Origin of the sequence: Streptomyces sp. CA-243310, from assembly GCF_050936775.1 — a bacterium.
Lineage (GTDB): Bacteria > Actinomycetota > Actinomycetes > Streptomycetales > Streptomycetaceae > Streptomyces.
This window is the reverse complement of the sequence record NZ_JBNJMF010000002.1, coordinates 644,850-658,088: the sequence shown is the minus strand read 5'-3', so window position 1 is coordinate 658,088 and position 13,239 is coordinate 644,850. Positions and strand designations below refer to the sequence as shown.

Here is a 13,239-nt window from a genome sequence, read left to right as displayed (position 1 = left end):
CCAGCCGTCGGCAGTGCTCCCCGGGTCGGCAGCGCGTGGCCTCCGCTTGTGGTTCCGCTTCCGGCCACCCTTCCCGCCGGTCAGTCCTTCGCCGGCAGGGCTCGGGCGGTCAGTCCGTGTGCGGGCCCCGCGCCGACAGTCCGGTGATCAGCAGGTCCAGGCCGAACTCGAAGCGGGCGGTGAAGTCGGCACTGGTGACCACCGGCAGCGCGCGGACCAGGTGCGGGTAGGCCTCGCCCGTCGCGGCCTCGCGCAGGCGCCCCGGATCGGCCGGACCGTCAGGGGTGAGCGCCGCCTGCTCCTCCAGCGTGTGGCCCAGGGTGAAGTCGGCCACGGCCAACAGGGCCCGCGCCGCGTCCTCCTCGCCGAAACCGGCCCCGATCAGCACCGAGACCACCGACTCCGCGAACCCGAGCGTGTTCGGGCCGGTCGGATGCGTGCCGGCGTAGACCCGCGCCCCGTCCCGTCGCGCGAGCAGCGCCGCGCGCAGTGCCCGCGCCCGACCGGCCAGCGCCGTCCGCCACGTGTCGTCCGCGGGTGTGGTCTCGGCCGTCGTCGCGGCCAGCATCCGTTCGGCCATCTCCGTGATCAGGTCGTCCTTCGTGGCGAAGTGCCGGTACAGGGCGCCGGCCCGGGCGCCGACGGCGTCGGCGAGTCGCCGCATGGTCAGCGCCTCCAGGCCGTGCTCGTCCAGCAGGTCCAGTGCCGTCTCGACGGTGCGTGTCCGGTCGAGGCGGGCGGGGCGACCTCGCCCGGGGGCGGAGGTTGACGGGGAGCTCATGTGCCTCACTATAGTGAACACCGTTCACGTGAACGCTGTTCACTTATTAGGGAGTACCACTCATGGACACCGATGTGATCATCGTGGGCGCAGGTCCCACCGGGCTGATGCTGGCCTGCGAACTCGCCCTGGCCGGTGCCCGGACCCGGATCATCGAGCGCCGCACCGCCCCCCACCCGCACTCCCGCGCCCTGACCCTCCACCCGCGCAGCGTCGAGATCCTCGACCTGCGCGGCCTCGCCCCCCGCTTCCTCGCCCACGGCCGACCCGTCCCCGGCTGGCACTACGCGGCCCTGCCCACCCCGCTCGACTTCGCCGCCCTCGACACCCGACACGGATACACCCTGGCCATCCCGCAGACCCGCACCGAAGCCCTCCTGGAGGAGCGCGCCCGGGAACTCGGTGTCCGGATCAGCCGCGGCCTGCGACTCACCGCGCTGACCCAGGACGCCGACGGGGTCACCTGCACCGTCCGGACCGACGACGGGGGGCGCGGTGACGGGAGTCGCGGCGACCACGGCGACGGCGAGGGGGACCGCGCGCCGCTGCGGGCCCGGTACGTCGTGGGCTGCGACGGTGGCCGCAGCTCCGTCCGCGAGGCGGCGGGCATCGCCTTCCCCGGCAGCGACGAGACCCTGACCGGCGTACTCGGCGACTTCGCCGGCCTCGACGCCGACCCGGATGCGCTGCGCCGGCTCCGGACCGCCGGAGGCCTGGCCGTCCCGCTGGAGGGGGGACTCACCCGCATCGTCCTGATCGACCCCGAACGCATGCGCACGCCCTCGGCGGAGCCCGTGACGACGGAGGAGTTCCGCGCCGCCCTGAACCGGCTCTGCGGATCCGACCTCGGCATCGGCGAGCCGTACTGGTCCTCCCGCTTCGGCAACGCGACCCGACTCGCCGAGCGGTACCGCGCCGGCCGGGTCCTGATCGCGGGCGACGCCGCGCACGTCCACTTCCCGGCCGGCGGTCAAGGCCTCAACACCGGCCTCCAGGACGCGTTCAACCTCGGCTGGAAGCTCGCCGCCGACATCCGGGGCTGGGCCCCGCCCGGTCTCCTCGACAGCTACGACGCCGAGCGCCGCGCCGTCGGCCGCGCCGTCACCGACAACACCGCCGTGCAGACCCTGCTGGCCGAACTCACCCTGGTGCCGCCGTACGCCGGCCCGGCCGTCGCCCTGCGCGCGCTCCTCGACGAACTCCTCGGCCTGCCGGAGGTGAACCGCCTGCTCGCCGGCCGGGTCTCGGCCCTCGCCACCCGCTACCCCCTCGAAGGAGGCGCACCCGCGGGACGGCGGCTGCCCGACATCGCCCTCACCGTCGCCGGCTCCTCTGTGCGGCGGGCCCACGAGCTGTTCCACGAGGGCCACTTCGTCCTGCTCGACCTCACCGGCCGCCCGTCGGGAGGCGGCCCCGACGAGACGGCCCACCCCCGCCTCACCCACGCGACCGTCACCGCCCACGACCCGCACGAGGATCTCGACGGCGTGAGCGAACTCCTCGTCCGGCCCGACGGACACATCGCCTGGGCCACGCGTACCCAGGACCCGCGCCCGCGCGCCGCCGAACGGGCCGCCGCCCTCGCGGCGGCGATCGACACCGGCCGCGGGTGAGCCGCGGGCCGCGCGTGATCCGAAGGCCGATGTCGACGTCGTGTGTTCGGCCGGTTACCGCCTTATTCCGCGGGGAGCGCGGTCTCTAGCATCCAGAGCGTTCCGGTACTCGTTCCGCGACGCGGCCGGACGGTCGAGGTTTCCACACGCTGCGGCCCCACCCGACGATTCCCGCTGTCCGGGTCGACGGGACGGGGCCGCGCGCTCGGCCGGACCCCCCACCTCAGGCAAGGCCACCGACAACCGATCGGAGCATCATGCCCGGTGCCTTACTCGCCGGCGGCGCGACCGCCGTGTTCCTCGCCGGCACGTTCCTCGCCCCGCAGGCCCCGGCCGGCATCACCGTGCCGCCCGACAAGATCGTCATCGAGCTCGCGACCGTCAACGGGTCCGGTTGTCCGCTGGGCACGGCGGCCGTCGCCGTCTCGGCGGACAACACGGCCTTCACCGTCACCTACAGCCAGTACCTGGCGCAGGTCGGCCTCGGCTCCCAGCCCACGGACTTCCGCAAGAACTGCCAGCTCAACCTGATCGTGCACGTCCCGCAAGGCTTCACCTACGCCGTCGCGAGCGCCGACTACCGCGGTTACGCCCACCTGGAGAGCGGGGCCAACGCGACCCAGAAGGCCTCGTACTACTTCCAGGGCTCGCCCGAGACGGCCACCGGGATCCACCGCTTCAACGGCCCGCTCGACAACAACTGGCAGGCCACCGACACCACCGACTGGGCCCAGCTGGTCTGGGCGCCCTGCGGCGCGCAGCGCAACTTCAACATCAACACCGAGCTGCGCGTCAACGCGGGCACCTCCGACCCGAAGAAGACGAACAGCTTCATCACCATGGACTCCACCGACGGTGCCATCCAGACCGTCTACCACCTCGCCTGGAAGACCTGCCCCGGACGCTGACCCCCGACGCCGACCCGTTCCCCGGGTGCGGGCGCGGCCCCTTCGCCGTGCCCGCACCACCGGCCCGACAGGCCCGTCGCCGTCCGGCGGGGGCGGCCCGTCGGACGCCGGTGCGGTGACGGCGCCGGCCGACCGGCGGACAGGCGGCGCCGGACGTCTGCACAATCGGGGGGTGACCGAAGAAGACCCGTACATGTGGCTGGAAGACGTGAGCGGCCCCCGCGCCCTCGCCTGGGCGGCCGAGCGGACCGCGGAGACGGCGGACCTGCTGGCCCGCGGCCCCGAGTTCGCGGCCCTGGCGGCCGAACTGCGCGAGGTCCTGGACGACGAACGGCGGATTCCCTACGTCCGCCGCCGCGGCCGGTACCTGTACAACTTCTGGCAGGACGCCGCACACGTCCGGGGCGTCTGGCGACGCACCACGCCGGAGGAGTACGCCAAGGACCACCCGGACTGGGAAACGGTGCTGGACGTCGACGCCCTCGCCGCCGAGGAGGCCGAGGACTGGACGTGGTCGGGCGCCGAGGTGCTCCACCCCGGGCACCGGCACGCGCTCGTGCTGCTCTCCCGGGCGGGCACCGACGCCGTGGTGGTGCGCGAGTTCGACCTGGAAACCCTGTCGTTCGTCACCGGCGGGTTCGAGGTGCCCGAGGGCAAGACCAGGATCGACTGGATCACCGTGGACGAGGTCTACGTCGGCGCCGACCTCGGGCCGGGCTCCCTCACCGCGTCCGGCTATCCCGCCACCGTGCGCAGGTGGCGCCGCGGTACACCCCTGGAGCAGGCCCCCCTCGTCTTCGAGGTGGCGAACGACGATCTGGCCGCGGCCGGCTGGTTCGATCCGACCGAGGGCTTCGAGCGCCACTTCCTGTCCCGGCAGAAGGACTTCTGGAACCAGAGCCTGTTCCTCCTCGACGAGAACGGCCTGCGGGTCGAGATCGACGTACCGGGCGACGCGACCGCGTACGCCCACCGATCCTGGCTGGTGGTCGCCCCGAAGTCCCCCTGGCTCGGCCGGCCGGCGGGCTCCCTGCTGGCCTTCGACTTCGACGCGTTCCTCGCCGGGAACCGCGAGGCGACCGTGCTGTTCGAACCGGACGAGCGCACCGCCCTCGCCGGACACTCCTGGACCCGCAACCACCTGATCCTGCAGACGCTGAGCGACGTCTCCACCCGCATGGAGGTGCTGACGCCCACACCCGACGGCTGGCGCCGGGAACCGCTCGCGGCCGTACCGCCGCTCGCCGCGGCCTCGATCACGGGAACCGACCCGCACGAGAGCGACGAGTACTTCCTCCACGTCGCGGGACACCTGCGCCCCGCCACCCTCCATCGAGGCGACATCGGCGGCGACAGCACGGTCGTCAAACGGGCGCCCGCCCTCTTCGACACCACCGGGCTGACGGTCCGGCAGTACTTCGCGACGTCCGAGGACGGCACCCGTGTGCCCTACTTCGTCGTCGGACCCGATGCCGGTCCCGGGCCGACCCTGCTCTACGGCTATGGCGGGTTCGAGGTGTCCCTGACCCCGGGGTACGACGCCGTCACCGGGCGGGCCTGGCTCGCCCGCGGCGGCACCTACGTCATCGCGGGCATCCGGGGCGGCGGCGAGTACGGGCCCCGGTGGCACCGGGCCGCACTCAAGGCCGAGCGGCCGAGGGCGTTCGAGGACTTCGCCGCCGTCGCCGGGGACCTCGTCGCCCGCGGGATCACCACCCCCGACCGGCTGGGCATCGAAGGGCGCAGCAACGGAGGCCTGCTGATGGGCGCCATGACGGTCCGCTACCCCGAGCTCTTCGGCGCCGTCGTCATCGGCTTCCCGATCCTCGACCTGCTGCGCTTCCACCGGCTCCTCGCGGGCGCGTCCTGGACCGCCGAGTACGGAGACCCCGACCTGGCCGAGGACCGCCCCCACCTGGAGGCCCTCTCCCCGTACCACGCCTTCCGATCGGACCGGCCCTACCCGCCGATCCTGCTCCTCACCGCCACCAGCGACGACCGGGTCCACCCCGGGCACGCGCGCAAGGCGGCCGCCCGGCTGCGGGAGCTGGGCCACGTCGTCCACTTCCACGAGACGGCCGGCGGCGGCCACGCGGGCGCCACCGACAACGCCCAGGCCGCCGTGAACGAGGCGCTCACCCACACCTTCCTCTGGAACCGCCTGGGGTGAGGGCGCCGAGCGTGCTCCCGGAGCCTTCGCGCCCGGGTCCCGCTCACCTCCGCAGGCGTACGGGAAGGGTCCGGTGGCCGTTGCTGATCAGGGAGGCGACGGGGCGCAACCCGGCTGCGGGGGTCGCGAGTTCCATGGCGGGGAAGCGGTCGAAGAGCCGCCGCAGGGCGACCTCCACCTCCAGCCGCGCCAGCGGCGCACCGAGGCAGAAGTGGACGCCGTGCCCGAAGGCGAGGTGGTCCTTGGTGAGCCGGGTGACGTCGAAGGTGTCGGCGTCCGTGCCGTGCCAGTCGGGGTGGCGATTGGCGGCGGCGTAGGAGGCGAGGATCGGTTCGCCCTTGGCGATGACCTGCCCGTCGGGCAGCGGGATGTCGACGACGGCGAAGCGCATCGGCAGGTGCTTGACGGCCGGTTCGTGACGCAGGGTCTCCTCGACGACGTCGCCCCACCCCGCCCGCCCGGCACGCAGGTGCTCCAACTGGTCAGGTCGGGTGAGCAGGGCGGTGACGGCCTGGTCGATGACGTTGACCGTCGTCTCGTAGCCCGCGCTGATCATCAGGAGGAGGGTGTCGCGCAGTTCGACGTCGGACAGCGCCGAGCCGTCGCCCTCCTCGTCGCGGGCGGAGATCAACAGGGAGGTCATGTCGTCTCCGGGCGCAGCCCGCCTGGTGGCGATCAGCCGGTCCAGGACCTCGTAGACGCGCATCGTGTTGATCGATGCCTCCTCCGGGGTGAGCGTGGTGTCGAAGACACCGTCGACGACCGCACGGAAGCCCGCGCGTTGGTCGACGGGCACCCCCATGAGGTGGCCGATCACCGCGATGGGCAGCGGGTACGCGAGCCGTTCGCGCAGGTCGGTGATCTCGCCGGGCGGGACGGCCGCGAGCGGGTCGAGGAGATCGGCGACGATGACCTCGACCGTCTCCCGGAGCGCGGCCACACGGCGGGCACTGAACGCGGGGGCCACCATCCGCCGAAGCCGCCGGTGGTCGGCTCCGTAGGCGGTGAACATGTTGCTCGCCGCCACCCAGAGCGCGAGGGGCCAGGTCTCCACGGCCAGGTCGAAACCCGGCCAGTGCGCCCGGGCGTCCTTGGACACGTCGGGGCCGGTGAGTAACCGCTTGAGCAGCGCGGGTTCGGTGACGGCCCACGCGGTGACGCCGAGGATGTCGACGCGGGCCGCCGCTCCGCGGGCGCGCAACAGCCGGTGTTCGGCGTGCCGGTCCGATCCGGAGGGATCGAGGACGATCGGGGCATCGGGGTGGGGGACGGGGCTGGGCGCGGGCCGGTTCACGAGCGACTCCCTGGGACGGCGGTCGGATCGACGTCGATCGGGACGAATCCGTCGCGCCCGCCGAGCCGCCGGCCACCAGGGGTACGGTGCCCGCGCCGGCTCGTGGCACGATCTTCCCGGGTTTCGCCCCCCACTGCCTTCCCCGGCCCCCTGCGGGCCAATCCCGTCGTGCCCCGCCGGCGCGCGGGACCCGCGATCAGCGTGCGGGCGGCATGTCGTAGGTGACCCACATGGTCCGGGTCGCCACCTGGTCGTACTTGGAGCGTGCCCGGTGGTTGTCGTCGGCGGTGATCCAGCGGACCACGCTCCAGCCGCGCTCGGCGGCGATCTCGGACAGGCGGGCCAGCAGCAGGTCGGCGGCGCCTGCGCCCCGGTGTTCGGGGGCGACGAACAGGTCGTCGAGGAAACAACCGACCGTCGCCGAGAGGGGACGCGCGTACGGGCGGTAGTGCGCGAGGCCGACGAGCCGGCCCTCGCCGTCCTCGGCCACCAGGGCCTCCACCTCGTGCGCGGGATCGTGCACCCACGACCACACCAGCGCGGCGGCCTCCTCGGTCTGCTCCACCCGGTAGAAGTCCGCGTAGCCGCGGTAGAGGACACGCCACCGCGCGAAGTCCGCCGGCCGTGCGGCACGGACGTGAACGGTGCTCGAACCGCGGTTCGCGTCGGTTGCCATGGGGGTGTCTCCTCTGCTCGAACAGGCACTGCGGTGGGGTGCGGCGGCTGTCGCGGCGCCGCCGCCCTCGCCCTCGCCCACCGATCATCGTCGACTCCGGGGCCCGGCGAACGCGCCGGGGTGTCCAACAACGGCCCCGCGGTGCGCCGCCACGGCCGGGTGACGGGACGGCGCGCGCCGGGCCGGGCGTGGCCGCATGGAGGAAGCGGGTTCGGGTAACCGCGTGTTCGGAGCGGCCGACCCGGCGCACCGACGCCCGGATGATCGGGCGCTCCGGCACCGACCTGTATGGAAGGGGTACTCATGGCGCACGTCGAGGAGTACGTGGAGGTCAACGTCCCTGTTCGGACGGCCTACAACCAGTGGACACAGTTCGAGAGCTTCCCCGCCTTCATGGAGGGCGTGGACCGGGTGGAGCAGCGCGGCGACACCCTCACCCACTGGGTCACGAAGGTCAACGGCGTGGAGCGCGAGTTCGACGCACGCATCACGGAACAGGTTCCGGACCGCCGCGTGGCCTGGACGACCGTGGACGGCGACACCCGCCAGGCCGGACTGGTCACCTTCGAGGCGGTCGACGCGACCACCACCCAGGTGTCCCTGCACATGAACTGGATTCCCGATGGCCTCGCCGAGAACGCCGCCGACAAGCTCGGCCTCGTCAAGCGCCGGGTGAGCGGCGATCTGAAGCGGTTCAAGGTGTTCATCGAGTCTCGCGGTGCCGAGACCGGCGCCTGGCGCGGTGAGGTGTGAGTACCGCCAGAGCGGGCGTGGTGGGCGAGGGCGTCCGTTCCGCCTCGCGCGGTGGCACGGCCCGGTCCGTCACGGCCCGGTGCGGGTTGGCGGCTCGCGGCGCGCTCTACATCCTCATAGGACTGATCGCCATCCGCGTCGGCTTCGGCAAGGGGGGCGGTGAGGCGGACCGGCAGGGGGCGCTCCAGGAACTGGCCGGCAAGCCGTTCGGGAGCGTTCTCGTCTGGGCCGTCGGCATAGGCCTGATCGGAATGGTGCTGTGGCGCCTGTCCGAGGCGGCCTTCGGCGCGGCCGGCCCGAAGGGCGACAAGGTCACGAAGCGCCTCACGGCGGCGGGACGCGCCGTCTTCTACGCCACGGCCGCCTTCTCGGTGCTGTCCTTCGCGACGGGCTCCGGAGGCGGCGGGTCCGGCGGCGACGAACAGTCGCGTGACCTGACGGCGTCCGCGATGGAACTCCCCGCCGGACGGTGGCTGGTGGGTGCCGTCGGGCTCGGGATCGCCGTCGCGGGCGTGATCATCGCGGTACGCGCGGCCCGCCGCACCTTCCGCAAACACCTGGACATGGCCGGGGTCGCCGAGCACTGGCGCAAGGCCGTGGACGTCCTCGGGGTCACCGGTGGAGTTGCCCGCGGCGCGGTCTTCGCGGCGGCGGGCGGATTCGTCCTGTACGCCGCGTGGCGCTACGACCCGAGCCAGGCGAAGGGCATGGACGACACGCTGAAGACCTTCACCCAGACCCCGGCCGGCCCCTGGCTGCTCATCGCCGTGGCCATCGGGCTGGTGCTGTTCGGCGTGTTCTCGTGGGCCATGGCACGGTGGCGCAAGGTCTGAGCGCGACGGCCCGGGCTCGCCCGGGTGGCGGCGACACGGGCCGGGCGACCGGTGCGATCGAGGCCACTGACCCCCGACGGGGGTCAGTGGCCTCGGGCGTCAGGCCGGGCCGCCCGAACCCTTCTTGACCATCTCCGTCACGTCCGCCGTGTCGCCGGCCGCCGGGGCGGTGATCGCCCGCGCGACACCGAAGGACAGGAAGTCCATGCTGACGGTGGTCGTCCCGAAGGTCTGCTTCATCCGGGCGGGCATGCCCTTCTCGTCGACCCAGACGTCCGCCACGAGTTCACCGCCCGTGCCCAGCGCGTTGTACACGGCCGCCGCGTCGCCGAGCTTGTCCGCCGGAACCGAGGCGTGGTAGTGGACCGCCTTCTTGCCGTTGACGTCCTCCGTTCCGACCTTCGTGACGCCCCGTGCGAACTTGAGCGACTTCAGACCGGCGGTCGGGTCGGCCTCCCCCCGGCTCATGCCGGCCGCGCCCGCCTCGCCCAGAACGGCGGACGCCTCGAGCTTCAACCAGGTCTTGCCCTTGAGGGGGCCCGTCTCCGCCGGGTCGACGCCGTAGTAGTACGCCCCGCCCACGAGGCGCATCGTGATGGTGCCGTCCGCGACCAGTTCCTCCATCTGGAGGTCCTTGGCCGGCATCTCGGTCTCCATCGCGAGGCCGTCGCCCCAGGAGTAGACACCCTTCATGGACACCGGCTTGCCGCCCGTGTCCGGTGACGTCACGGTCATGTCTATGTTCGCCGAACCGGCCTTCGACGCCTCGTCGGAAGCCTGCGACAGCGCCGCGACCAGGACCTCCGCCGAGTCCGCGGCCTGCTTGGCGACCGGGCTCGCCGTACAGCCCACCGCACCCACCGTCACGAACAGCGCCGCGATGACACCCGCGGCAGCCTTGCCTGTCTTCATCCCCACCCCTATGGCCGACGTGCCGACCATCCGTCGTTCGTCTTTACGAGGAGCCTACATTCGCGCGGCGGTCCCTCCACGCCGCTCACGGTTTCCCCGTCGCCGCCGAGCGAGCCGGGCCGCGCGTCACGACACGGTCGGACGGGCGGCGGGCGCCACCGGCTTGCGGGCCACGACGTACGCCTGTGGCACCTTCTCCACGCCCTCCTCGGGTTCCCGCAGCAGCCGCGCGCGGACCGCGAACCCGGCCCGGTCGAGGGCCTCGGCGATCCACTGCGGCCGCTGCCGCCGGAAGTCGAGCGCCACCTCGTGGCCGAACGGCCGTTCCACGCGCAACGGAGCGTCGCCCACCTGGAAGGACAGCATCAGGTGACCGCCGGGAGCGAGTACGCGATGGAACTCGGCGAACACCCCCGGCAGCCGCTCCCGAGGGACGTGGATGATCGAGTACGAGGCGAGGACGCCACCGAGGGAACCGTCCGCCAGGTCCAGGGCGGTCATGGAACCCTCCTCGAACCGCAGGCGCGGATACGTGCTCCGGGCCAACGCGACCATGGCCGACGACAGGTCGAGCCCGAACGCGGACAGTCCCAGCCCGTCCAGGTACGCCGTCAGGTGTCCGTGGCCGCAGCCGACGTCGGCGACCGGTCCGCCGGCGCCCGCCCGCACGAGTTCGGCGAACCCGGCCACCATCGCCCGGTCGAGCGGCCTGTCGACCAGCCAGTCGCCGAAGTGCTCGGTGTAGTCGAGGGCCACGGTGTCGTAGAACACCCGGGCGGCGTCGAGGAAGTCTGATCCGGTCATGGCCGCACACCCTATCCGCCGGCCCCGAGGACGTCCCCGGCATTCCCTCGGCGGAGACCGCCCGCGCGGACGACCCGAGGGGGAGGCCTGACGCGGGCACGCCCGACGGGGGAAGGACCGACGCGCAAGGCCCCCGACCACCGGGGCGGTCGGGGGCCACACGTCAGTCGGACGCGCCCCGGGCGTACACCGTCGCGGGCACGGGGGCATAGCCCACGGGCCGGGAGGTGAACGTGCCCCGGCCCTGGCTGCGACTGCGCAACCGGGAGGCGTACCCGAACAGTTCGGCCAACGGAACGGCCGCCGTGATGGAGGTGCTTCCGGTCCGCGTGGTCGATCCCGCGACCCGTCCGCGCCGCGCCGCGAGGTCACCGAGCACGCCGCCGACGGCCTCGTCGGGGACGGTCACCACGACCTCGACCACCGGCTCCAGCAGCTCCATGGTCGCGGCGCGCAACGCCTCGCGCAGCGCGAACCGCCCCGCCGCCCGGAACGCCATCTCCGAGGAGTCCTTGGAGTGGGTGGCGCCGTCGGTCAGCGTGACCCGCAGCCCCGTCACCGGATGACCGCCGAGGGGCCCCTCGGCGAGCGCGTCCCGGCACCCCGCCTCCACCGCGCGGACGAACTCCTGCGGCACCCGGCCGCCGACGACCACGGACCGGAACACGAAGCCGCCGGAACCACCGGTACCGGTGTCGGTACCGGAGCCGACACGGGTGACGGAGGCGTCGCCGTCGTCGCCGTCGTCGCCGTCCAAGGGGGCGACGTCGATGACCACGTGGGCGAACTGGCCCGCGCCACCGTCCTGCTTCACGTGCCGGTAGACCAGACCGGACACTCCGCGAGCCACCGTCTCCCGGTAGGCCACCCGGGGGCGACCCACCTCGACGCGCAGCCCGTGGCTGAGCCTGATCTTCTCCACCGCGACCTCCAGATGCAGTTCGCCCATGCCCGACAGCACCGTCTGCCCCGTCTCGGGATCCGTCCGCACGGTCAGGGAGGGGTCCTCCTCGACCAACCGGGCCAACGCCGACGACAGCCGACCGATGTCGGCCCGGGTGCCCGCCTCGACCGCCACGGACACCACCGGCGTGGCCACCGTGGGCGGTTCGAGGACCAGCGGCGCGTCCGGAGCGCACAGCGTCGTTCCGGCTCGGGTGGACTTGAGCCCGACCACGGCGACGATGTCCCCGGCCACGGCCTGCTCCACCTCGGCATGGCGGTCGGCCTGAACGCGCAGGATGCGGCCGATGCGCTCGGTCCGGCCCGCCGTCGCGTCCAGTACCGTTTCCCCCTTTCGCATCGTTCCCGAGTAGATCCGCAGACACGTCAGCCGCCCGGTCGCCGTCGCGTTCACCTTGAAGGCCAACGCGGCGAACGGGGCCGTCGGATCGGCGACACGCTCTTCCACCCCCTCCGCGCGGACCCCGTGGAGCGCGGTTCCGCGCACCGGCGGCATGTCCGCCGGCGAGGGGAGGTAGTCCACGACGGCGTCGAGCAGCGGTTCCACCGCACGGTTGCGGTAGGCGGAGCCGCACAGCACCACCACGCCCTCACCCCTGCGGGTCAGCTCGCGCAGCGCGCCGACCAGGGTGGAGGTCGAGAGCGTCGACGTGGCGCAGTACTCCTCCAGGGCGGCGGGGTGCAGCTCCGCCACTCGTTCGTCGAGCAGCCGGCGGCGCCGCAGCGCCTCCTCGCGCAGGGAGTCGGGCACGGTGCGCACCTCGAACGTGCCGGCGCCGCTCCCGACGGCCGCCGCGCTCCAGACCAGGGCCCGCATGCGGACGAGGTCCACGACTCCGGTGAAGCCGTCCTCCCGCCCGATGGGCAGCTGGACCACCAGGGGGACGACGTGGAGCCGGTCGCGCAGCGACGCGACGGCGGCGTCGAGATCCGCGCCGACCCGGTCCATCTTGTTGACGAACGCGATGCGGGGCACCCCGTGCCGGTCGGCTTGGCGCCACACCGACTCGCTCTGTGGTTCGACGCCCGCGACGGCGTCGAAAACGGCGACGGCGCCGTCCAGGACGCGCAGCGACCGCTCCACCTCGTCGGCGAAGTCGACGTGCCCCGGGGTGTCGATCAGGTTGATCCGATGCTCGTTCCAGGTACAACTCGCCGCCGCCGCGAAGATGGTGATGCCGCGGTCGCGTTCCTGGGGGTCGTAGTCGGTGACGGTCGTCCCGTCGTGGACCTCACCGCGTTTGTGGGTGGTTCCGGTCGCGTAGAGGACCCGTTCGGTGAGGGTGGTCTTGCCGGCGTCCACGTGGGCGAGGATGCCGAGGTTGCGGACGGTGGTCAGAGATGTTGCGCGCATGGCCCGAGGCCTTTCCGAGGGCATGGGAGTGAGGGCGGCGCGATGGGTGGAGGGAGCGACGGAAGGCAGCCCGGATCCGCTGGCCCGGCGTACCGGCGTACTCGTACCGGCCGCATGCCGGTTTCCGGGTGCGTGGAGGCGCCGCGAAGGGCGGATCGCGCACACCGCGCGACCGGCT

Annotated in this window: 11 protein-coding genes; 5 read left to right on the top strand and 6 right to left on the bottom strand. The window is 73.0% G+C overall.

Features of this window, described 5'->3' with window-relative positions:
* Positions 1-109: 109 nt before the first annotated feature.
* Complete coding sequence (locus ACQEVM_RS20470) at positions 110-781, bottom strand: TetR/AcrR family transcriptional regulator C-terminal domain-containing protein (protein ID WP_433081085.1); 672 nt, start codon at positions 779-781, stop codon at positions 110-112.
* Between the two features lie 62 nt (positions 782-843).
* On the opposite strand from ACQEVM_RS20470, the gene ACQEVM_RS20465 reads away from it, so the two are divergent.
* The 3 genes from ACQEVM_RS20465 to ACQEVM_RS20455 all read left to right on the top strand — a co-directional run bounded on the left by ACQEVM_RS20465 (position 844) and on the right by ACQEVM_RS20455 (position 5,472).
* On the top strand, positions 844-2,394 hold the full coding sequence (locus ACQEVM_RS20465) for an FAD-dependent monooxygenase (protein WP_433081083.1): 1,551 nt from the start codon (positions 844-846) through the stop codon (positions 2,392-2,394).
* Between the two features lie 257 nt (positions 2,395-2,651).
* Positions 2,652-3,302, top strand: coding sequence for a DUF4360 domain-containing protein (locus ACQEVM_RS20460; RefSeq protein WP_433081081.1), 651 nt, complete (start codon positions 2,652-2,654; stop codon positions 3,300-3,302).
* Between the two features lie 172 nt (positions 3,303-3,474).
* Complete coding sequence (locus tag ACQEVM_RS20455) at positions 3,475-5,472, top strand: prolyl oligopeptidase family serine peptidase (RefSeq protein ID WP_433081079.1); 1,998 nt, start codon at positions 3,475-3,477, stop codon at positions 5,470-5,472.
* A 43-nt stretch (positions 5,473-5,515) separates the two neighbouring features.
* Here the strand turns inward: ACQEVM_RS20455 and ACQEVM_RS20450 are convergent, their stop codons facing one another.
* On the bottom strand, positions 5,516-6,766 hold the full coding sequence (locus tag ACQEVM_RS20450) for a cytochrome P450 family protein (protein WP_433081077.1): 1,251 nt from the start codon (positions 6,764-6,766) through the stop codon (positions 5,516-5,518).
* Positions 6,767-6,962: 196 nt separating this feature from the next.
* Positions 6,963-7,442, bottom strand: coding sequence for an N-acetyltransferase family protein (locus tag ACQEVM_RS20445; RefSeq protein WP_433081075.1), 480 nt, complete (start codon positions 7,440-7,442; stop codon positions 6,963-6,965).
* 303 nt (positions 7,443-7,745) lie between these two features.
* Here ACQEVM_RS20445 and ACQEVM_RS20440 point away from each other — a divergent pair, with 303 nt between their 5' ends.
* Positions 7,746-8,195, top strand: a complete 450-nt coding sequence (locus ACQEVM_RS20440; protein WP_433081073.1) for an SRPBCC family protein — start codon at positions 7,746-7,748, stop codon at positions 8,193-8,195.
* 17 nt (positions 8,196-8,212) lie between these two features.
* Entirely contained in the window at positions 8,213-9,028 is an 816-nt protein-coding gene (locus ACQEVM_RS20435; RefSeq protein ID WP_433085280.1) for a DUF1206 domain-containing protein, read from the top strand.
* Between the two features lie 99 nt (positions 9,029-9,127).
* On the opposite strand, the gene ACQEVM_RS20430 is transcribed toward ACQEVM_RS20435, so the two are convergent.
* From ACQEVM_RS20430 to fusA, 3 genes are all read right to left on the bottom strand, one after another.
* A complete protein-coding gene (locus ACQEVM_RS20430) occupies positions 9,128-9,940 on the bottom strand; it encodes a hypothetical protein (protein ID WP_433081071.1) in 813 nt (270 codons plus the stop codon).
* 126 nt (positions 9,941-10,066) lie between these two features.
* Positions 10,067-10,744 carry a class I SAM-dependent methyltransferase gene (locus tag ACQEVM_RS20425; protein ID WP_433081069.1) on the bottom strand — a complete coding sequence of 226 codons (678 nt, stop codon included), beginning with the start codon at positions 10,742-10,744 and terminating at the stop codon, positions 10,067-10,069.
* A gap of 163 nt (positions 10,745-10,907) precedes the next feature.
* On the bottom strand, positions 10,908-13,061 hold the full coding sequence (gene fusA, locus ACQEVM_RS20420) for an elongation factor G (protein ID WP_433081067.1): 2,154 nt from the start codon (positions 13,059-13,061) through the stop codon (positions 10,908-10,910).
* Positions 13,062-13,239: the final 178 nt, after the last annotated feature.

Excerpts from the sequence above, each read along its gene's own strand:
- ACQEVM_RS20470 (WP_433081085.1), bottom strand. The coding sequence starts at position 781 with ATGAGCTCCCCGTCAACCTCCGCCCCCGGGCGAGGTCGCCCCGCCCGC.
- ACQEVM_RS20465 (WP_433081083.1), top strand. The coding sequence starts at position 844 with ATGGACACCGATGTGATCATCGTGGGCGCAGGTCCCACCGGGCTGATG.
- ACQEVM_RS20460 (WP_433081081.1), top strand. The coding sequence starts at position 2,652 with ATGCCCGGTGCCTTACTCGCCGGCGGCGCGACCGCCGTGTTCCTCGCC.
- ACQEVM_RS20445 (WP_433081075.1), bottom strand. The coding sequence starts at position 7,442 with ATGGCAACCGACGCGAACCGCGGTTCGAGCACCGTTCACGTCCGTGCC.
- ACQEVM_RS20440 (WP_433081073.1), top strand. The coding sequence starts at position 7,746 with ATGGCGCACGTCGAGGAGTACGTGGAGGTCAACGTCCCTGTTCGGACG.
- ACQEVM_RS20430 (WP_433081071.1), bottom strand. The coding sequence starts at position 9,940 with ATGAAGACAGGCAAGGCTGCCGCGGGTGTCATCGCGGCGCTGTTCGTG.
- ACQEVM_RS20425 (WP_433081069.1), bottom strand. The coding sequence starts at position 10,744 with ATGACCGGATCAGACTTCCTCGACGCCGCCCGGGTGTTCTACGACACC.
- fusA (WP_433081067.1), bottom strand. The coding sequence starts at position 13,061 with ATGCGCGCAACATCTCTGACCACCGTCCGCAACCTCGGCATCCTCGCC.